Here is a 19,757-nt window from a genome sequence, read left to right on the forward strand (position 1 = left end):
AGGCTCGCCGCCATGTCTGTTCGGTAAACTGGCGGTTTGATCGCCGATGGCGTGCATGGCGGCTCATGCACGGCTCGTCCCTTTTCAGGTTGATGCCTCATTTACGGTCCCTAGCTTCCGCCCGATCACCTCGAACGCCGAAGAAAAGGATATCGACATGAAACAATTTCTCGCAGCTACCGCCGCTATGGTTATCGCCGTCGCTGCTCCGGCAGTAGCACAACAGGGCGTATCTCCCGGTGCTGACCAGGCACTCCCCGTTCAGACTGGAACGGTGATCTATGGTTCGGACGGTGCCGAGGTTGGGACGGTTGCGGACAAGCAAGGTGATATCGTTGTCCTCAAGGTTGGCGAGCGGATGGTTCCGATTGGCGCCGCTGCGATCAGTGGCGGAGCTGACGGACCCAAGATCGCGCTAACCCGTGCCTCGCTGGTCGAACAATTTGACACGCGTGTTGCTGCCTACGAGGCCGAACTTGATGCTGCGGTCAAAGCGGGCGCGCCGGTTCAGACTGCCGACAATCAGCAACTCGGCACAATCCAGGGCGTGTCGGACAATGCAGTGGCCATCCAGAGCGACGCCGGGCCAATGACGCTGCCTAAGACATCCTTGGCACTGACTGACCAGGGCACGGTGATCGTTCGTGCCACCATGGCGCAGATCGAGGAAGCAATGCGCGCCCAGTCGCAATCACGTTGATAACACGAAAAGAGGATGCTTCGACCGACGCATCCTCTTTCAACCGTATAGTCCAAAATCAAGCCGCCCAGGCTGACAGTCACAAAGTGGGCTCTCACGCCGGGCGCACCGCCCACTGATGCGAATTTCAGGTCACCGGTGCAAAACAGTGCAGCTCTCGACTGACCGATATCGCGCAAGGTCTGGTCTGGCTGGGAGGAAGGATAACGCTAGCTAGCCAAAGGAATAAGGCCGGCAGTTAACGCACAAGACCGCTTTGGGGTCGGTTTCAGAATTTCTGCTTCTGGCCAAAATGTGGGCAAAGGTGCCAGACCGGATTCGGGATTGCGCTGGGCGGCCAGGGATGACTGGAGTTAGGTGTTTTCTGCCGCTCGCCTCAATCCGGGGCTGGCACCTGCGTCACTGGCGGTCTGAAGTTCAGTGCGGCCCCCGCCATGGCGTCGGTAATCACGAAGTGAACTGGCAAGCACCTCATCGGCGCACAGGACTGGCGGGCGGCTGACGGGATCATCTCCATTCACTGACGCGTGGGCATCACGCCGGGTCGACGCGGAACAATTCGCCGTCGCTGTCGAGGATGAACATGCGGCCTTGATCGTCGATCGCGAACGCTACCGGAGATTCGATCAGTCCCGCAGTGGGCACGAAGTCCTGCGTCCGCCGATCCAATTGTGGCAGCCCAAGCAGGGACCCGCTGGCGAGATCGGCGAACTTCACCGACCAGAAGGTGCCGCTCCGGTCGCCAAACACGAACCGGTTGTCGAGATCGGCGATCGGCCCGCGGTAAAGGCCACCGTAGATGATCCCGGTGCCCTGATCGGGGCCATTGCCGAAACCGTAGACCAAGCGTGGGCCGTTAACGGCTGCGGGTGGATTTGCGCCGATTCCGCGGGTGCCTTCGCGTCCAGGCCAGCCAAAGTCGAGCGGGCGCGCGTTTGGAAGGAAGGAGGTCAGCTCCTGTTCGAACGAACCGCCCTGGTCGCTAAGCAGTATCTCCCCGTTGAACGCGCCCGCGCCGCCAGATCTCCTGATTCCGCTGCCGATGATGCGGGCGATGTAAAACCCGGGGCGCACGCTTGCGCCGGCAAAAGGATCCTGCTCCTCGAGAAAAATGAGTTTGCCAAGCGGCGAGGCTGGATCCTGCGCCGAAGTCCCCGACTCGTCAGAGACAGTCATGTAGAGGTTGCCCCCTTGGCCGGAATTCGCCGGACCGGTGAACAGCGAGGCGGCAACTTGCGCCGAGCCGTTCGGCAGAATCTCCAGCTCCTCTATGGAGCCGACAGTGTAGCGCTGAAGGAACACGCGGCCACCTGGCTCCTGTCCGATCGCATAAAGCCCGCTATAGAAGCCGCTCGCGCCGCCCTTGAAAGTCATTGCGAGCAGCCGTCCGCGCGGCCGCCCGGCAAATATGTCCACCCGCAAGGTTCGCGCGCCAGTTGCCCCATCGACATCGTAGATCTCGCCATTGGTGCGCGCGATCGCGATCTGCCCGGTGGTGGCGACGTTGGAGAGGTTGCGAGTCACAAGGAACGACGCGGCTGCCGGATCGGTGAACCCCGTCGCGATGCGGGTGACTGCAATCCCTTCCTTGCTGTTGGTTACGGTGATCGTGACATCTGCGGTGCTTGATGCGCCGCGGCTGTCCTGAGCGGTGACGGTCAGGTTGTAGACATTGTCGCGGTTGCTATCGGCCGGGCGCTCGAAATCCGGCACCTGACGGAACTGCACGGTCGATCCCGACAACTGGAAAGCGGCCACGTCAGGCCCGCCAATCGCGAAGGTCACCGCATCGCCATCGGGATCGCTCGCAGAGAGCGGCAGCGAAAGCGCACTGTTCTCAATGAGGGTCGCAGCTGAGGCCGAGGTGATCTGCGGGGCCCGGTTGCTGCTCGTGCCGCCACTCGATCCGTCGCCGCCACCACCGCCACCACCGCCACCTCCGCCGCAACCCGCGAGGGCAAAAACCAGCGCGCCGATGGAAGCGGCGAAAGCGGCCCGGCGTGCGGGCTTGAACGGTGACATGAAGGACGACCCCTTGTTTTGAAGCGGCAATTTAGCCGCGCGGCGCGGAAAGGCAATCGCCTTTCCGGCGGCCTTCTTCACACTACTCCGATCGCCTTGCCAGTGCGCTGTTACATGCAGAGGATGGTCTGCACCTGCTTGGAGGAGTCCTCGGCGCACAGCGTGCTGCGCAGCAAGGTATGACAGCAGTCGTCGCCGGGGACGGGCAAGGTTGAAGCATTCGAGCGCTTCAGCGCTGTTGCTTGTAGTCAATTCAGCGGCCGGTCGGGCGCTCAACCGACACGCATGCAACAAGGTCATCACAGCCGCAATGCGCCGTGAGCCGGGTCGGCATTTAACTGCAGAGTTTGGTATGTCCGGGTTGGGGTCGGCTGCTGAACGGCAGGAATTTTCCGAGAGCGGGGCAAAGCCGCCATTAACGGCCCGATCTGAGCCGTGACGGCTGCCGACCCAGTATCAGCCGTTCAGCACCGAAACAGCGGATGTCAGCACGCGGTAAAAACTGCCGTTAGAACTCATCAAAGTGGACGATCGGCAGCGCTCCGGAACAAAAGCGGTTAAGCCAAAAGACTGATAATTGCGAATGCTGTTGAGGCACAAAATGCCACCGGCGCAATTGATGGCTCCGCGCCTGATCCCATCCAGCAGCCACTGTATTGAAAGCCAAGCACAGCCTAGAGATAGCGAACTCGGCTTAAAGCAGACCTGACCGTCCGCCCGATCCACCACGGAAAATGACCACATTGGCGATGGACGCCAGGTCGCTAGGCGGATCTACATTCTCGACGACGATGAATTGACCGACGTTTGACAGCGAAGCGAGGTGAGCGAAGAAGTGTTGCTTGAGCGACGATGCCGCCAGCAGGCGCTCTTCATCCGTCAGCGTGTCGTCGCCGATGGGATCGCGATATGTCAGCAGCGGCGTGTCGAGCACCAAGAACCCGGGGTGTGGCAATCCGCGCTCCTTGCAATAGATCAGCAAGGCCACTTTGAACGCTGCATGCGTGATCGCGCGAACGCCCTTGCCATTATGGCCACGCAACTTGCCGTCAATACGCAGATCATAGCTAGTCTCATCGAACGACACATGGCGGTCGCCGGGAAAGTTCCAGGCAGTCAGAACTCGGCTGACGACCTGGGCGAACTCGTGCGCCGTCGGGCCATCGACGCCGATCTTCGGACGATCTGCCTTGCCCGCTGGCTTGCGGGCGGCGATGTCCGCGCGGCGTTCCAGAAGCGACTTGCGCTGATCGAGCAGCGCCAGGCCGCGTCTGATCCGATCACGCACCTCCATGATCTCCGACATTGCGCGACGTGCTTCAGTGGCACTTGGCGTAAGGCGTTCCAACTGCGCCTCGGTGTCCTTTAGGCTATCCTGCATGGTCGGCAAATGGTCGAGCAGCCTCTGCCGATTTGACGTGAGTTGCGCCACCGTGTTTGCCAGGTCAGCTCGCTGCCGAACAATCTTCGCGGCTTCTGCGGCCGCCGCGGCCCGGACGCGTTCGACGTCGCCGACCTCCTGGTGATGATGCTGGTCATCGGGCGCGGCTCCGCACAGCGGACAATCGCGCCCGCCGCCAAGGGTCAGGAGAAAACCAGCCTCGTCCAGTGCCTCGAGTCTTTTGATGTCAGACACATAGACCAAGTCCAGCTGCGCGAACCGTTCGAGGCTCAGGTCGATGTCGTCGAGGCGGCCCGTGAGCAACGAAACCTCCAGGCTCAGCCGCCGCTTGTGTTCGAGCAGGTCTTGGATCGATCCCTGCGCTGCTTCGAGTTCGGCCTGGGCAGCGGCGAAGGTCGCCTCAAGGCGATCGTTCTGATCCTTCAGGCTTTCCGCATCGGCGAACCCATTTTCGAGCTCGACGTCGACGGCTGCGAGCATGTCGTCCAGCATCTCGAGCTGCGCCGAGGCGGACGACTTGAATGTGCGGCTGTCCACAACCTCGACGATCGCGCTATCGTCGATGCCCGTCAGCAGCAGCTTGAAGGCGCTACGCTCGGCCGTCTGAGTCAGTGGGCTACTAGTCTGGACGGGCGAGCCCTCGCTTTGGATCGTCGTTTCGTCGACGATGCAGAAGCGTGCGATGTCGCGAAAGCTGAGCGACCGTTTCTTGCCGTTTGTGTCGACCGCGATCCTCTTTCCCCGGAGACCGATCTGCCCCAACAAAAACTGCGACAGGTTCGCTTCGTCGGTGTGGTCGTGCTTCGCGGCGAGTATGCGGATGCCCTCGGCTGCATCCTGGATGATGGTGAGCCCTGACTGGACTGAGAAGTTCCCGCCGGCCAACGCGCGGGACAGCATTTCATCGCCACCCGGCATCGACAGGCCCAGCCACGCACGCTCATACGGGCGCCGCTCGTTGATGTCCGGCAGCTGCCGCGAGCCGCCCAGCATGTAGTCGATCGCCTTGGTGGCGAATGACTTGCCGGTGTTGGACGCGCCATAGACTAGGTTGAGCCCGTCGAAGAAGTCGAGTTCAGACACGATGCCCTGTCCCGAAAACGCGATCTTGCGGATGACGATCGTCATCAGGAACCCCCACCGGGCTGGGAGCTTTCCGAGCTGAACTCGACCGACCACCGGTCCAGCCGATGCTCGACACGCCGTGCGAGCTCTTCGGCCGAAAGATCGGCGAAATGTTCGATCAGCCACTTCGCGCACTCTTTCAGCGTCTGGGCATATTCGGTGCGCATCAAATTGACGAATGGCGCTGCTTCGTCGCTCGCACGGAATGCGACGCCATGCTCGTCGACCACGGCGTCGACGAGGTGGACACGCCGCATGAGCGTCAAGCTGTCCTCGACTAGGCGGCGGCGGACGAGCAATTCGCCCGTCCGTTCAGGCAGGGCAGGGTGCAGGCTCGACGGACCGCCGGCATCGCCGGTATGGACGACCAGATGGTCGAACCAGGTAAGACGGGTGAGATCCAGCGCGCGCGGATAGGCCGCGTCGAGAAGGACCACGGCACGCGTGCCTGTCTCCAGTTTGCTGTTGAACAGCCCGATCGGCTCGGACCGGTCGATCACCTCTTCCACACGAACTTCCCATCGTTAGCGAAGTGATGACAGAAGCCCTGTTTCACCTGCACCCGAGCATGCCGGGCTAGAAGGCCGCCGGGTGTCACAGCGGCGGCCTGTGACATCACGGCATCGATCCGTCCCAGCGTGTCGCCATGATTGCCGCGATAATGGCCGTTGACACCGTGATAGACGTCGTCGTGAAGCGCCTCGAGGTCCTCCTCCAGCGTGTTGTCGCGATAGAAGCGGTTGAAGGCGTCGGCCTCGAAAAACCGTTTGCGCTGGTCCTGCAGGTGCTCCCCAAATTGCGGATTATCCCTCACCGCAAGGTGGTCTTGGAATGGCGATCCGGCACGCTCGCCATATGCGTCGATCAGCTGGCCGAGATACGGCTGCTCTCGGATGTCCACGTTTACCGGAACAATGCCTCGGGGCGCGGGGCCGGGATCAGAGCCGAACCACTTCGCCAGCACCGGCGCCGCAGCTTCGTCGCCCAGGATGTCGTCGACCGTCAGACGCTTGACCTGCCCGAAGTCGAACGCGTTTATGATCGCAAGAAGCGAGCCCCCCAGCGCGATGGTCTGACCGCGCACGATCTTCTTGGCGCAGGTCGAATCCCAACGCTCTATCAGCGCGGTGCGCATTGCCGACGGATTGAATACCAGCTTCTCGAGATCTCGACCCATTCCGCGCGGCGCGACGAAGAAGTAAACCGTCGGCGGCGTAAACTCGCCGCGGTCGCTATGATACAGGATCTTGCCAAGTTCGAGCAGCGCGGACGACGTCGCCAAGGTTCGCCCATACTGCTTGCACTGATAATTGTGCCAAGGCCCCTCATGCCTTCGGTCGGTCAGGAAGCCGACGACGTCCCGGCCGAGGTCGCCCGCGCCGGAGAATCGCTGGACCTCGACATAGTCCGACGTCTTGCGAGCGATCCAGTCGCGAACGAACCGCTCCAGATCTTCGTCGTCGAGCGCCAGAATGTCGCGGTGAAACCCCATCGGCACGCCATAGCCGCGGCTTCGCTCGCTCGGCAAGGACGTCGTTGCAAGGGACGCTCCATGGAGGCTCCGAAGACATCCTCAGCTATTGCTATTTTCATGTTCGAACGCTGCCAGTCGTCTGGCAGCCCAGATTCAGTCTTAACGCGACGCCGCTCGGACAAGAGCTGAACTTCAGCATATGACGATAGCAGACGTTCAGCCCGCGGCTTGGGAACGGCAGATAAGTCCCAAACACGGTCATAGTAGCTGATCGGCAAGCTCAGCGTCTTTCAACCGATCAGCGGACACGATGCAGAGCCGCGGTGCAAAACATGTGCATTTGTCGGTGGAAAAGCTGCGCAAATCGGAGAGCCGTCTTGCGCTTGAAATCCGCTCGAATCATGGTGCTGAAATCAGGACCACGACAGGGTGCCACGACAGGGTGCCACGGGGTTTTGACTCGAAGGGAAACCCGTTATTTTTCAGATATTTGGATCTGAAGATATTCGTGGCTGGGGCGGAAGGATTCGAACCTTCGCATGCCGGTACCAAAAACCGGTGCCTTACCGCTTGGCTACGCCCCAGCAAGAGCGGCGCTCTATAACGGCTTCGATCAGGATGTGAAGGGGGCGAAAGCGCGTTAATTTGCGCTTTCGCCAACCGTTCATGCAGGCGGGCCGGAAACCAGCCGCTTTCCGGCAAAATCGGCGGCTGAATGGCGCTCTTTCAACTGCGTGTCTTCGTCGCCCCATACCTTGTTGACAATGCGGCCACGCTGCACAGCCGGGCGGGCGTTGATTTCAGCGACCCAGCGGGCGACATTCTTGTATTCGTCGATGCTCAGAAAAGTCTTGGCGTCGTTGTAGATATTGCCCTCGGTAAAGGGCGCGAGCCAAGGGAAATTGGCGATGTCGGCGAGGGTGTAATCGTCGCCTGCCAGGAAGCGGGTCTCGGCCAGCCGCCTGTCCGCCACGTCGAAGATCCGCTTGGTTTCCATGGCATAGCGGTTGATCGGGTATTCGTATTTTTCCGGCGCATAGGCGTAGAAATGGCCGAAGCCGCCGCCCATGAACGGGCCGCTGGCGACCTGCCAGAACACCCACGAAAGCACCTCGGCGCGGCGTTGCGGATCGGTGGGCAGGAAGGCGCCGAATTTTTCGGCCAGATGGACAAGGATCGCGCCGCTTTCGAACACCCGGAACGGGGTCGGCCCGCTGCGGTCGAGCAGGGCGGGGATTTTGGAATTGGGGTTGATGCCGACAAACCCGCTACCGAATTGTTCGCCATCACCGATGTTGATCGTCCATGCGTCGTATTCGGCGCCCGTATGCCCGGCTTCGAGCAATTCTTCGAGCATCACGGTCGCCTTGACCCCGTTGGGGGTGGCGAGCGAATAGAGCTGGAAGGGGTGATCGCCCACCGGCAATTCGCGTTCCTCGCGCGCGCCCGCTGTTGGCCGGTTGATGTTGGCGAAACGCCCGCCAGAGACGGTTTCGGCGCTCCAGACAGGGGGCGGGGTATAGGTTGCGTCGGCCATTCGGGTCACTCCTTTGAGCGCGGCAATAGTGCACGCCAGCGTGAAAGCCTAGCTGGGGTGGCGGGCGGGCTGCAGCAAGGTGGAACATTGCAAGCGCCCAGCGCCTTTCCTTTGCTATGGAAAAGCTGGTCTATGTTGACGATGATTTGCCCGGCATCACGCGGCGACGGGCGGGCAAGGGCTGGGCCTATTATGATCCGGCGGGCAAGCTGATCCGCGACCGGGCGGAACGCAAGCGATTGAACGCGATCGCCCTGCCGCCCGCTTATGCCGATGCATGGTTTTGCCCCGCCGATAATGGCCACATCCTGGCCACAGGTTATGACGATGCCGGGCGCAAGCAATACCGGTATCACCCGGCGTTCCGTGCCGAACGCGAGAGCGCGAAATATGATGCCTGCGCCGGATTTGGCAAATTGCTGCCTCTGGTCCGCAAACGGGTGGATGACGATCTTGCGCAGAAGCATCTGACCCGCGAACGCGCATTGGCAGCGGTGGTGCGCCTGCTCGACCTTTCGGCAATCCGGGTCGGCAATGAACATTACGCCCGGGCCAATGAGAGTTACGGTGCCACCACCCTGCGCAGTGACCACGCCGAGGTCGGCGGAAAGCGGATTGCGCTGCAATTCGTTGGCAAAGGCGGCAAGGAGCGTGAACTTGTCCTTACCGACGCATCTTTGGCACGTGCGGTGGAACAAATGCAGGATCTGGACGAAGAAGACGATCACCTGTTCCGCTACGAAGACGACGATGGCGAACTGCGCTCTGTCGCGTCTTCGGACGTAAATCTGTACCTGCGCGAGACCATGGGCGAGGCCTTTTCGGCCAAGCATTTCCGCACCTTTCATGCCAGCGCGCTGGCGTTTGAAAAGTTGGCAACCGCAAGAGCGCGCATGACGATGGGCGAAATGCTGGAGCACGTCGCCGATCATCTCGGCAACACGCCTGCGATTGCGCGGTCCTCCTATGTTCATCCCGCCGTGATCGAACGGATTGAAGGGCAGGAGGAGTGGCGCGCAGGGCTGCGCCTGCCGCGCAAGACCCGCTGGCTCACCCGCGCCGAACGCGGGCTGATCGCCTTTCTGGAAGAATGCGGGAGCGCGGCTGATCTGCTGGCATGCGACCCGGCCTAGGCAGCGCGCGGATCGCGCGTTACAGCCGCGCCAGCAGGAGACGCGAAGCCGATGGTTCAGGTCCACCCCTTTTACGACATGCATGAACACGGCTTCGTGCGCGTGGCCACGGCCACACCGAACTGCCGCCCCGCCGATGTCGCTTACAATACCGCAGGCGTTTTGGACGAAGCGCGCAAGGCGCATGCAGCGAACGTTGATCTGGTGGTCTATCCCGAACTGACGTTGTCATCTTACGCGATTGACGATCTGCTGTTGCAGCACGCGATGCTGGAGCGGGTCGAGCAGGCTCTGGCCGAGGTGGTGGCGGCTTCTGCCGATCTCAACCCGGTGCTGGTATTCGGCGCGCCGCTACGCCGGGCTGACAAGCTTTACAATTGCGCGGTGGTGATCGCGGGTGGGCAGATTCTGGGCGTGGTGCCCAAAAGCTTCCTGCCCAATTACCGCGAATTCTATGAAAAGCGCCACTTTGCCCACGGGCGCGGCTGCACCGACCTGTGGATCGGCGTGGCGGGCGAGGAAGTGCCGTTTGGCACCGATCTGGTGTTCGCCGCCGCCAACCTTCCCGGCTTCCGCTTCGGCGTGGAAATCTGCGAGGATTTCTGGGCGCCGGTGCCGCCGGGGATGCAGGCTGCGATGGCAGGCGCGTTGATTTTGTGTAATCTTTCAGCGTCCCCCGTCACCATTGGGCGGGCGGATGACCGACACCTGCACTGCCGTTCCAGCGCTTCCCGCGCGATCGCCGCCTATGTCTATTCCGCCAGCGGATACGGGGAAAGCACCACCGATCTCGCGTGGGACGGGCAGGGCGTGATCTACGAGATGGGCGATCTGCTGGCGCAATCGACACGGTTTGATCTCAAGGGCGAGCTGTGCGTGGTTGATGTCGATACCGAACGGCTCGCCGCCGAACGGATGCGCAACCAGACCTTTGCCGATGCTGCCGAATGGGCGGGGAACCCGGCAGACAGCTATCGCCGGGTCGTGTTCGAGCACGCCTATGCCGAGGGCGACATCGGGCTGAACCGCCCGATTGCGCGCTTCCCCTTTGTGCCCGACCGGCCCGAAAAGCTCGACGAGGATTGTTACGAAGCGTTCAACATCCAGGTCGATGCGCTGATGCGGCGGATCGAATCCACGGGGACGAAAAGCCTGGTGATCGGCATTTCGGGCGGGCTTGATTCCACGCATGCCCTGATCGTGGCGGCCAAGGCGTGCGACCGGCTGGGCCTGCCGCGCTCCACCATTCGCGGTTATACCATGCCCGGCTTCGGCACCTCGGAAGGCACGAAGAGCAACGCCCACCGCCTGATGGCTGCGATGGAGATCACGGCGGGCGAGATCGATATTCGCCCCGCAGCGAACACAATGCTCGAAGATATCGGCCACGCCTTTGCCAATGGCGAACCGGTGCATGATGTGACCTTCGAGAACGTGCAGGCCGGACTGCGGACGGACTATCTGTTCCGCCTTGCCGGGCAGCACAGCGGGTTCGTGATCGGCACGGGCGATCTTTCGGAACTGGCGCTGGGTTGGTGCACTTACGGCGTGGGCGATCACATGAGCCACTACGGCGTCAATGCCGGCGTGCCCAAGACACTGATCCAGTATTTGATCCGCTGGGTGATCCGCACACGGCAGTTCACCGATGCCTGCGGCGATGTGCTGGCTGCGGTGCTGGATACGGAGATTTCGCCCGAACTTGTTCCGGCAGGCGCGGACGGCAAGGTGCAATCGACCGAGGAACTGGTGGGGCCGTATGAGCTGAACGACTTCTTCCTCCACCACGTGATCCGCTTTGGCCAGCGCCCTTCGAAGGTGGCGTTCCTGGCGTGGCATGCGTGGAAGGGTGACAATCACGGGCTGTGGCCTGCGGATTTCCCCCAGGACCGCAAGAACGCCTACGATCTCGCCACCATTGTGCGCTGGATGGACAAGTTCTGTGCGCGGTTCTTCGGCTTTTCGCAGTTCAAGCGTTCGGCCTTGCCTAATGGGCCGAAGGTGTCTTCGGCAGGTGCGCTTTCCCCGCGCGGGGACTGGCGCGCACCATCCGATGCGGTGGCGACCGTGTGGCGCGAAGAGCTGCGCGAAAGCCTGCCGGCCGATGTTGTGAGCGAGGTTTACGGCAGCCCACCCTCGTGATGCGCCGCTGTTGATGCCGAAGAACCTGCCCCTTTCCGCGCTCGGCATCATGCTGTTCTGCAATGTCGCCTGGGCGATGAATGTCGTGGTCAGCAAGATCGCGGTGAGCACGCTGGGCCTGCCGCCGCTGTTCTACACCGTGCTGCGTTCGGTTATGGTGCTGGTGGTGCTGTTCCCGCTGCTGCGCACGATTCCCGCCCGCCTGCCGATGGTACTGCTGATCGGATTTGCGATCACCGGGGGCAGTTTCGGGATGCAGTTTGTGGGGCTGCAAACTGCCAGCCCCTCGGCAGTCGGGATCGTCAACCTTGCGGGCGCTCCGCTCACGGTCTTGTTTGCGATCATTTTTCTGGGCGAGGAAGTGCGCTGGCGGCGCGGGATCGGGATGGCGCTGGCATTGGGCGGAGTCGGCCTTGCGATCGGCGCACCTTCGGGGTCGAGCGATCCGGTCGGGCTGGGCTTTGCCTTTGTCGGCGTGCTGGTGGGGGCGTTTGCCTCGGTCTTTGTCAAACGGCTGGAGATTGGCGCGGTGGCGCTTCAGGCCTGGGCGGCGGTGGCTTCGCTGGCGGTGATGCTGCCCGCTTCACTGGCACTGGAGACAGGGCAGATCGCCGCGGTCGAGGCAGCGCCGCTGGCGGTGGCGGGGTGCGTGGTGTTTGCCGGGCTGGTCGTATCGGTGGGCGCGCATTCGGCCTATTTCCGGCTGTTTCAGATGCATGATGCGAACCTGATCGTGCCGCTCACCCTGCTCACCCCACTGCTGACGATTGCTTTCGGGACGTGGCTGACGGGTGACGAGATCGGGTGGCCGCTCATCGTGGGCGGGGGCCTTGCGATCATCGGCGTCGCGATCATCGTGATCCGGCCCAGCCGCAACATCTTCAAGCCGCTGCTGGTGCGGCCACGCTTGTGACCGTTGCTGCGATGTTTCACGTGAAACATCGCAGCAAAGCGAGGCTAGAGGGGGCCTAGAGGGGGTCTAAGAGGGGTCTAGACGAGGCTGGACGGGGGTCTGGCTTCGCCTACTTTCCCACCCCGGCCCCTCCCGCAAGCGGGAGGGGGGAGGTGAGTTTACTCAGGCCGCCATCTGTTCGGCCTGCTTCTGCGCCGACACGATCTTTTCTTCGCCGCCTTCGCCCATGATCCCGTCTGCCGCCACCATTTCGACATCGGTGATGCCGATAAAGCCGAGGAAGAAGGTCAGCCAGCGGGTCATGAAATCATAATCGCTGCCCACCTGCGTGCCGCCGCTGGCGATCGCGAGATAGGCCTTCTTTCCGGTCAGCAGGCCTTCGGGGCCGGTTGCGGTGTAACGGAAAGTGGTGCCGACGCGGGCGACCAGATCGGCCCAGGCCTTCAGCGTCGCGGGCGGGGCGAAATTGTAAACCGGCGCGGCAATCACGATGGTATCGGCGGCCTGCAATTCGGCGATCAGCGTGTCGGCGAAAGCGGCCAGTTCGTTCTGCTCCGGCGTCCGCTCGCCCACAGGCGTGCGTTCCGCGGCAAAGCTTTCAGCGGTGACATAGGGCACATCATTGGCGGCCAGATCGCGCGTGGTGACGCTGGCGCCGGGCTTGGCGGCAAGGTTCTCGACGATCCGCTGGCCCAGACCGCGCGAAACCGAATCGTCCTGCGAACGGATGCTGGCGGTGATGTAGAGAATGTTGCTCATCGGGTATGTCCTTGGATTGAAAAAGGGTGGAGCCGGCCGGGAGGGGGATGGGGAACCGGCCGGCTCCGGGGAGGAAGGTTACGCCGCGTCGACCAGCACCACTTCGCTGTCTTCCAGCGCGGTGATGGTGATGCTTGCCAACGCGGTGATCGCCACGCCGTCACGGGCATTGGCTTCGACATCATCGATCCGGATCTTGCCGGTGGCGGGCACCAGATAGAGGTGACGATCAGCACTGCGGGGCGTGTAGGTCACGCTTTCCCCCGCTTTGATCGTCGCCCCCAGCACCCGCGCATCGGCGCGGATCGTCAGCGCATCGTTATCATTGGCGACCCCGCTGGCGAGCGGAACGAAAGCGCCCGAGCGTTCATCCTTTGGGAACTGGCGTGCGCCCCAGCTTGGGGTCCCGCCGCGTTCATCGGGGATGATCCAGATCTGGAACAGCGTGGTATCCTCGCCTTCGAGATTATATTCCGAATGGCGCACGCCGTTGCCCGCGCTCATCACCTGCACGTCGCCCGCTTCGGTGCGGCCTTCATTGCCCATGCTGTCACGGTGCGTGATCGCGCCGCTGCGGACATAGGTGATGATCTCCATGTCGCTGTGCGGATGGGTAGGAAAGCCGGTGCCTGCGGCGATCTTGTCATCATTCCAGACCCGCAATGCGCCCCAGTGGACGCGGGCGGGATCGTGGTAGCTGGCGAAAGAGAAATGGTGGCGCGCATCCAGCCAGCCATGATTGGCCGCGCCGAGCGTGTCGAAGGGACGAAGTTCGATCATGTCGTGTCTCCTTGTTCTGTTGCAACGGGAGATAGGCGGAATGGTTCATACGGATAAGTGCGATAAAACTTGCCAAGATGTTCGGATTATTTGAACATGCTGCCTATGAAACTCGGCGATCCCAGTCTCGATCATCTGCGAATCTTTCTTGCCGTGGCCGAACACGGCAGTTTTGGCGGCGCTGCCAAGGCGATGGGCCGCGCGGTTTCGGCAGTGTCTTACGGCATCGCGCAGCTTGAGGCGCAGCTGGCCCTTTCGCTGTTCGAACGCGAGGGATCGCGCCGCCCGGTGCTGACAGCGGCGGGTGCAGGTCTGCTGGCCGAAGCGCGGGGCATTGCCGACGGAGTAGACGCGCTGCTGGCCAAGGCGCGGTCACTCCATGCCGGGCAAGAACCGGCGCTGACGCTGGTGGTTGACGTCATGGTGTCAGGCGAATTGACCGCGCGGGTGCTGGGTGAGTTCCGGCGGATGTTTCCCACCTGCTCTCTGACTTTGCGGATCGAAGGGCTTGGCGCGGTGGCAGCCTGCGTGATCGATGGCGGGGCCGATCTGGCGATCGCCGGGCCGGTGCCGGGCGATCACCCCGCGCTGGAACGGCAGGCGGTGGGCGAGATCGATCTGATTCCGGTCGCCGCGCCCTCTCATCCGCTCGCACAGCCGGATATCGCTCCGGGAGAAAGCCGCCGTCATCTGCAACTGGTGCTGACCGATCGTTCGCCGTTGACCGAAGGACGCGAGTTTTCCGTGCTCAGCCCGCTGACCTGGCGGCTGGGCGATCTGGGGGCGAAACATTCGCTGCTGCGCGAAGGGCTGGGCTGGGGCAATATGCCCCGCGCCATGGTGGCGGGCGATCTGGCAGGCGGCGCGCTGGTGGAACTGGATCTGCCGGAAAAGCCCGGCGCGCATTACCGGCTTTCGGCCCAGTGGCGGCGCGATGCGCGGCTAGGCCCGGCGGCCAGCTGGCTGGTCGATGCGTTCCGGGACGGGTTGGCCCCGGCTTAACGCGGTGCCTGCGCGGCGCCCCGGACGCCCTGCAGCAATTCGGGATCAAGCTCACCGCCATGCAGTACCGAAATGTCGCCGGTGTTTTCGAGCACCACGGCCCGCACGGCTTTCAGATCGGTCACATTGGCTTCGCGCAGTTTGGCCATCACATCCTCGCGCGCGACCCGCGATGTGCGCATCGCATCGTCAAGGAACACGCCATCACGCATCAGCAGGATCGGCGTGTTGCCCAGCAACTCGCGCGCTGTCCGGCTCGCCTTGCGCAGCGCGGAGAGTGCCGCCTGCACTGCCATCAATGCCAGTATCGCTATGGCCACCTGCGCAAAACCGGACCAGCTTGTCGCAGTGGCGGCGGTCGCCAGCAGCGATCCGGTGGCGATTGTCGCGACAAAATCGAACGCGGTCATCTTCGAGAAGGAACGAAGGCCCACCATGCGCACAAGCAGCACCACCCACAGCAGAGCGCCTGCGGTGAGCAGCACGGCCCGGGCAAGGATGTCCATCTCATTGGGTTCGACAAACATCACGGGGTTTCCTTCTGCGGTTGAATGGACTGCTGCAGGCGCCATTGCCCGATGTCAGGACATGCGAACAACCACCTAAGGTAGGGCCGCGGGCTATGGCCCGAAACGGATCGGCGCGTCGCCAGCGGTCCAAGGGCCAAACTTGGGCATGATCGCAGCAAACAGATCGGATGCGATGTGCCGCTCCAACCAGTCTTGCAGGCGCGGCACAGCTTGCGCGGCAAACCATTCGCGGTCGATATGCGCGAACTGGCGGATGAAGGGGAACAGCGCAACGTCGGTCAGCGTGCGTTTCTCGCCGCACACAAAAGCTGCGCTTTCCAGCCGCGCTTCCAGCGGTTGGAGCAGCGCAAGGGCTGCGGCGCGGTGATCGGTCACCCCATCCTCGTCATACCGCCCCGGATATTTCGCGCGGTCGAGGTGGTGTTTGAACACGCCGTCATTGGTCGCGATCAGCGCCGCATCATCGCCCGCCAGCCAGCCTTCGGGATCATTCTGCGCCAGCGCCCAGCGCATGATGGCGAGGCTTTCATCGATCACGGTTCCATCGGGTAGCACCAGCACCGGTACGGTCGCCTTGGGCGAGGCTTCGATCAGTTCGGGCGGCTTGGCGGCGAGTTTTACCTCGCGCAAGGTCACCGCAATTCCCGCCACCCACAGCGCCATGCGCGCCCGCATCGCATAGGGGCAACGGCGGAAGGAATAGAGGACGGGAGCTTCGGTCATTTCCTGGGGTGGCGCACCGCGCCGACGTGCAGTTCCCCGCGCTGGCGGGCGAGGGCTTCCTGCCGCTGGCGCTCGGCGTAACCGGCGCGTTGCTGCGGCGTGCGCTCGTCGATGCAGGCGGGGCAGCTGACCCCGTCCTCGTAATCGGGATGGGCGAGGGCGGCGGCATCCAGCGGGCGGCGGCAGGCGCGGCACAGCTGGAAGGTGCCCTGTTCGAGCCCGTGGCGCACCGTAACGCGCTCATCGAAGACGAAGCATTCACCCTGCCAAAGACTTTGTTCTTCAGGCACCTGTTCCAGATACTTCAGAATGCCGCCCTTGAGGTGGTAAACCTCGTCCACCCCCTCGGCGCGCAGGAAGCTGGTGGACTTCTCGCAGCGGATGCCCCCGGTGCAGAACATCGCGACCTTCTTTTTGCCTTCGAGCAATTCGTCGCGGTGCTCGCGGAACCACGCGGGAAAGTCGCGGAATGATGGCGTTTGCGGATCAACCGCGCCTGCAAATGTGCCGACTGCGACTTCGTAATCATTGCGGGTGTCGATCACGATGGTGTCCGGGTCTGCGATCAGCGCGTTCCAGTCATGCGGATCGACATAGTGGCCGGCCGACAGCGTCGGGTCGATATCGGGTTCGCCCATGGTGACGATTTCGCGCTTCACCCGCACCTTCATGCGGTGGAATGGCATTTCGGGCGCGGCGGAGAACTTCACGTCGAGGTCGCCACAACCGGGCAGCGCGCGGATGTGGCCAAGCACGCTGGCCAGCGCATTGTCCGTGCCCGCAATGGTGCCGTTGATCCCTTCGCGGGCGAGCAGCAAGGTGCCCTTGATCCCATGTGCCTCGCAGGCAGCCAGCAAAGGGCCGCGCAAGGCTTCGGGATCGGCGAAGGGCGTGAACTGGTAGAGCGCGGCGACCTGAATCAAACCCGCATCACCCAGCCATGGTTATCGGCAATTCGTCCCGTCTGGATGCCAACCAGCGTCTCGCGGAGTTTCGCGGTGGTCTGGCCGATGCCGCCTGCGCCGATGGTGAACGCTCCTTCCGGCCCGGCAACGGTCCCGACCGCAGTGACCACGGCAGCGGTGCCGCAGGCCATGACTTCGACTAGATGCCCGCTCGCCGCATCCTCGCGCCATTGGTCGATGGAATAGGGGCTCTCCGAAACTGTCAGCCCCTGTTCTTCCAGCAGCGCCATCAGGCTGTCGCGGGTGATGCCCGGCAGGATCGTGCCAGTCAGCGGCGGGGTGATCACGGTGCCATCGGCAAAGACGAAGAACAGATTCATGCCGCCCAGTTCTTCGACCCACTTGCGCTCAACCGCATCGAGGAACAGCACCTGATCGTGGCCCATGGCAAAGGCCTGTCCGGTTGGCACTAAGCTGGCAGCGTAATTGCCGCCGCACTTGGCCGCCCCGGTGCCGCCGGGCGCGGCGCGGGTGTAATCGGAAATCCAGATGCTTACCGCCTTCGCGCCCGACTTGAAGTAATTGCCCGCCGGGCTGGCAATGACGATGAACTTGTATTGCTTGGCCGGACGCACGCCGAGGAATGCCTCGGTCGCGATCATGAAGGGGCGCAGATACAGCGCGCCCCCCTCGACCGCGGGGAACCAGTTGCCGTCGACATCGAGCAATTCGCGGATCGCGGCGAGGAACAGTTCGGGCGGAAGTTGGGGCATGGCCAGCCGCTCGGCCGAGGCATTGAAGCGCGCGGCGTTGGCTTCGGGCCGGAACAGGCCGAGCCCGCCGTCGGGGTGACGATAGGCCTTCAGGCCCTCGAAGATTTCCTGCGCATAGTGCAGCACGCTGGCCGCCGGGTCCATCGCGATGGGCTGGCGCGGGCCGATGGTGGGGGTCTGCCAGCCACCCAAGGCTTCGTCGTAATCGATCACCACCATGTGATCGGTGAACACCGTGCCGAAGCCCGGATCGGCGATCAGCTGTTCGCGGGTGGCATCAGGCGTGGGCGCGGGGTGGGGCGTGCGGGTAAAATGCATGATTTGCGCGATTAGTGCGGTGCGAGGGCAAGGGCAAGCATCCTACGCCAAGCTAACTCAAGGGCACTTTCGGTTGCTAGTCATGCAGACCCTTCGTTAAGCCCATGAACGAGAAAGTCTCCCCTGTCCTCTGATTTGTGCCAGAGATGAAGGGTTCTTCAATTACAGCTGTATCGTGAGGAACTTTTTTTCCAAAATGTAACTGATGAATGTCTGGCACACGTGGAATAATCAGGTGCTTTCGGCGTTCATGATAATTGCCTCTCCGTCTCGAATAAAAAGCGTAGAGGTCTGCAATTTGGATGGCGCGGCAGCTTCTTTTATCCACCTCCGATACAATTGTGTTGATATGCAAATTCCTATGATCTTTTTCACCTTCAACGTATCTAACTATGTCTAAATTATTGGAGCTTCCTGCCTCTAAATTGAAGATGATTCCCTCTTCCCGCACTTGATCTCGAATGCCAAACTCGTCGCCGTCCTTCAGTGCTACTGATATATTGCCAAAGCAAAAACCGAATCCTGATAGACTTGCAAATGATCGCTTTTGTGATGGAGATGTTTCCATAAGCTGCCTCTTACGCAGCTTGTAGTGATCCTTGCCAATCGACCTACTTATACCCCCAATGACGTTCCCAACCATTGCAATGCTAATTTCTTCGAGAAACCTTTGACACTTCAGTTGCGTCCAGCCCCTGAAAGCCTTTCTTCGGTTATCAAGGTCATGGCCGCGAATTAGTTCAACGTCATATTTGGAGCAAATCTCCTCCGATTTCTCCTCAAAGCGTGACCAGCCTTCCTCGTCGGCGAGGTAACCAGCGATGGTTTCGACTTTGGAAACCTTCGCGTCGCTGTCATCAAGGTAACAAACAATCACTCTGTGCCGACCCCCAATGACGTAAGTTGTAGCTCACTTGAACTGAAAAAACACGGTAGTCTGCCGGTCCTCTAAACTCTAGCGGTTCCGACGAATAATAGAATTTGCCGAATGCAAAATATGAAAAGGGCAGCTCCGCCGACTGGCTGGAACTGCCCTTGACATGGTCAGCGGCCGGAAGTGCCGCTCACAGAGCCTTACTCGGCTAGAGAATTACCGAGTATGCTCCGTAGGGATCTTCACCGACCTCGCTACTGAACCATGAGACATCGGATCACCTCCTTTCGCGCTTGTGAGCCAGACCCGCCGCATCACCGGGGGCCGAGAGCCGCGTTCGCCGCTGGCCTCGAGATGCAATGTGATTCATGGCGGGGCAAAGGACAAGACTTGTATTTAACTTTTCCGCCGTCATACTCTTTCTTCGCCGCGCAACGCCGTGGCTGGAAACGCTCGGGGAAAACCTCGGGCGTTTTGTGTTTCGGGGCAGGGGTGTGGGCAGGCTGGGGACATCCTGTGCATCAGCCTGTGGATATTAATGTATAGAATCGGAAGTTCTTCGTCATTGCGAGGAGCCGAAGGCGACGAAGCAATCCATGGACCGCCGGAGCCGCCATTGGTGACGTCAGGCCATGGATTGCTTCG

Annotated in this window: 17 protein-coding genes and 1 tRNA gene; 5 read left to right on the top strand and 13 right to left on the bottom strand. The window is 61.9% G+C overall.

The genetic code is table 11. The features are described from left to right. The first annotated feature begins 55 nt into the window (after nucleotides 1-55). A complete protein-coding gene (locus tag IP79_RS04675; RefSeq protein ID WP_054118123.1) occupies nucleotides 56-700 on the top strand; it encodes a hypothetical protein in 645 nt (214 codons plus the stop codon). 534 nt (nucleotides 701-1,234) lie between these two features. Here the strand turns inward: IP79_RS04675 and IP79_RS04680 are convergent. From IP79_RS04680 to yghU, 6 genes are all read right to left on the bottom strand, one after another. Next, nucleotides 1,235-2,803 (bottom strand): Ig-like domain-containing protein, encoded by a 1,569-nt coding sequence (locus IP79_RS04680; RefSeq protein ID WP_054118124.1) that lies wholly within the window; start codon nucleotides 2,801-2,803, stop codon nucleotides 1,235-1,237. Nucleotides 2,804-3,416: 613 nt separating this feature from the next. Then, nucleotides 3,417-5,252, bottom strand: a complete 1,836-nt coding sequence (locus IP79_RS04685; RefSeq protein ID WP_054118125.1) for a hypothetical protein — start codon at nucleotides 5,250-5,252, stop codon at nucleotides 3,417-3,419. Beyond that, nucleotides 5,252-5,758, bottom strand: coding sequence for an ABC-three component system middle component 2 (locus tag IP79_RS04690; RefSeq protein ID WP_197273741.1), 507 nt, complete (start codon nucleotides 5,756-5,758; stop codon nucleotides 5,252-5,254). Before IP79_RS04690 ends, IP79_RS04685 begins: the two co-directional genes overlap by 1 nt. Next, nucleotides 5,746-6,741, bottom strand: a complete 996-nt coding sequence (locus IP79_RS04695) for an ABC-three component system protein (protein WP_054118126.1) — start codon at nucleotides 6,739-6,741, stop codon at nucleotides 5,746-5,748. The genes IP79_RS04690 and IP79_RS04695 overlap by 13 nt, the downstream gene beginning before the upstream one ends. Nucleotides 6,742-7,232: 491 nt before the next feature. Continuing rightward, a tRNA-Gln gene (locus IP79_RS04700) sits at nucleotides 7,233-7,307 on the bottom strand. An 80-nt stretch (nucleotides 7,308-7,387) separates the two neighbouring features. Then, nucleotides 7,388-8,260 (bottom strand): glutathione-dependent disulfide-bond oxidoreductase, encoded by an 873-nt coding sequence (gene yghU, locus IP79_RS04705; RefSeq protein ID WP_054118127.1) that lies wholly within the window; start codon nucleotides 8,258-8,260, stop codon nucleotides 7,388-7,390. Nucleotides 8,261-8,376: 116 nt separating this feature from the next. Here yghU and IP79_RS04710 point away from each other — a divergent pair, with 116 nt between their 5' ends. Genes IP79_RS04710 through IP79_RS04720 form a run of 3 tightly spaced genes read left to right on the top strand, consistent with a single transcriptional unit; the run spans nucleotide 8,377 to nucleotide 12,448 of the window. Further along, nucleotides 8,377-9,393 (top strand): DNA topoisomerase IB, encoded by a 1,017-nt coding sequence (locus tag IP79_RS04710; RefSeq protein ID WP_082337021.1) that lies wholly within the window; start codon nucleotides 8,377-8,379, stop codon nucleotides 9,391-9,393. A 51-nt stretch (nucleotides 9,394-9,444) separates the two neighbouring features. Then, nucleotides 9,445-11,535, top strand: a complete 2,091-nt coding sequence (locus IP79_RS04715) for an NAD(+) synthase (RefSeq protein ID WP_054118129.1) — start codon at nucleotides 9,445-9,447, stop codon at nucleotides 11,533-11,535. A 13-nt stretch (nucleotides 11,536-11,548) separates the two neighbouring features. After that, nucleotides 11,549-12,448 carry a DMT family transporter gene (locus IP79_RS04720; protein WP_054118130.1) on the top strand — a complete coding sequence of 300 codons (900 nt, stop codon included), beginning with the start codon at nucleotides 11,549-11,551 and terminating at the stop codon, nucleotides 12,446-12,448. 162 nt (nucleotides 12,449-12,610) lie between these two features. Here IP79_RS04720 and IP79_RS04725 read toward each other — a convergent pair whose 3' ends face one another. Further along, nucleotides 12,611-13,207, bottom strand: coding sequence for an FMN-dependent NADH-azoreductase (locus IP79_RS04725; RefSeq protein WP_054118131.1), 597 nt, complete (start codon nucleotides 13,205-13,207; stop codon nucleotides 12,611-12,613). A gap of 78 nt (nucleotides 13,208-13,285) precedes the next feature. Continuing rightward, nucleotides 13,286-13,987 (bottom strand): pirin family protein, encoded by a 702-nt coding sequence (locus IP79_RS04730; RefSeq protein ID WP_054118132.1) that lies wholly within the window; start codon nucleotides 13,985-13,987, stop codon nucleotides 13,286-13,288. A gap of 105 nt (nucleotides 13,988-14,092) precedes the next feature. On the opposite strand from IP79_RS04730, the gene IP79_RS04735 reads away from it, so the two are divergent. Continuing rightward, entirely contained in the window at nucleotides 14,093-14,989 is an 897-nt protein-coding gene (locus tag IP79_RS04735) for a LysR family transcriptional regulator (protein ID WP_054118133.1), read from the top strand. Here the strand turns inward: IP79_RS04735 and IP79_RS04740 are convergent. From IP79_RS04740 to IP79_RS15410, 5 genes are all read right to left on the bottom strand, one after another. Then, a complete protein-coding gene (locus IP79_RS04740) occupies nucleotides 14,986-15,516 on the bottom strand; it encodes a DUF421 domain-containing protein (RefSeq protein WP_054118259.1) in 531 nt (176 codons plus the stop codon). The two genes, IP79_RS04735 and IP79_RS04740, sit on opposite strands and share 4 nt — an antisense overlap. 93 nt (nucleotides 15,517-15,609) lie before the next feature. Further along, nucleotides 15,610-16,242 (bottom strand): glutathione S-transferase, encoded by a 633-nt coding sequence (locus tag IP79_RS04745; protein ID WP_054118134.1) that lies wholly within the window; start codon nucleotides 16,240-16,242, stop codon nucleotides 15,610-15,612. Beyond that, nucleotides 16,239-17,165, bottom strand: a complete 927-nt coding sequence (locus IP79_RS04750; protein ID WP_233994088.1) for a rhodanese-related sulfurtransferase — start codon at nucleotides 17,163-17,165, stop codon at nucleotides 16,239-16,241. The genes IP79_RS04745 and IP79_RS04750 overlap by 4 nt, the downstream gene beginning before the upstream one ends. After that, the gene (locus IP79_RS04755; protein ID WP_054118136.1) at nucleotides 17,162-18,238 is read right to left on the bottom strand and encodes a branched-chain amino acid aminotransferase; all 1,077 of its coding nucleotides are present in this window, start codon (nucleotides 18,236-18,238) and stop codon (nucleotides 17,162-17,164) included. The genes IP79_RS04750 and IP79_RS04755 overlap by 4 nt, the downstream gene beginning before the upstream one ends. A 76-nt stretch (nucleotides 18,239-18,314) precedes the next feature. Next, nucleotides 18,315-19,115, bottom strand: a complete 801-nt coding sequence (locus IP79_RS15410; protein WP_156318104.1) for a DUF3800 domain-containing protein — start codon at nucleotides 19,113-19,115, stop codon at nucleotides 18,315-18,317. Nucleotides 19,116-19,757 lie beyond the last annotated feature (642 nt).

It is taken from the genome of Porphyrobacter sp. AAP60, from assembly GCF_001296025.1.
Lineage (GTDB): Bacteria > Pseudomonadota > Alphaproteobacteria > Sphingomonadales > Sphingomonadaceae > Erythrobacter.